General features: G+C 61.6%; 1 pseudogene. It reads left to right on the top strand.

Annotation, left to right across the window (positions count from 1 at the left end):
• Positions 1–268: 268 nt before the first annotated feature.
• Positions 269–349, top strand: a pseudogene (locus EXE45_RS21595) (cytochrome c oxidase subunit II); the annotation flags it as partial.

The following is a 349-nucleotide window of genomic DNA, read 5'->3' as shown; positions in this document are numbered from 1 at the left end:
AGGCCCATCAGCCCCGTACTCAAGAGGGTGAGTGATGTCATGGATTTCCGTTGTTAGGGGCTCCGTTCGCGCGTACAAATACCCTTCGACGCGCCTTCGACGCGGGGTCTCCGCACCGATCGGTCCCCTCGACCGCGGCGTCGATCGACCGGCCGGTGGGGTCGCACTCGGGGGGCGAAACGGGTGGGTCCACCCCCGATGGCCCGCCCCGCTACACAAGAGATAAGTGTACCATCGCTAAGGGTGGTACAAGAGCAGACAGACGAACATGATAGATCCAGTTATCCTACAACAAGGGGGCGACTGGCGCGCACAGGCGGAGGTCTTCGACGAGATCTTCTTCGTCTTC

Origin of the sequence: Halorubrum sp. SP9 (genome assembly GCF_005435015.1) — an archaeon.
Classification (GTDB): domain Archaea; phylum Halobacteriota; class Halobacteria; order Halobacteriales; family Haloferacaceae; genus Halorubrum; species Halorubrum sodomense.
The sequence above is the reverse complement of the archived record's forward strand: the minus strand, read 5'-3'. Positions and strand labels throughout refer to the sequence as shown.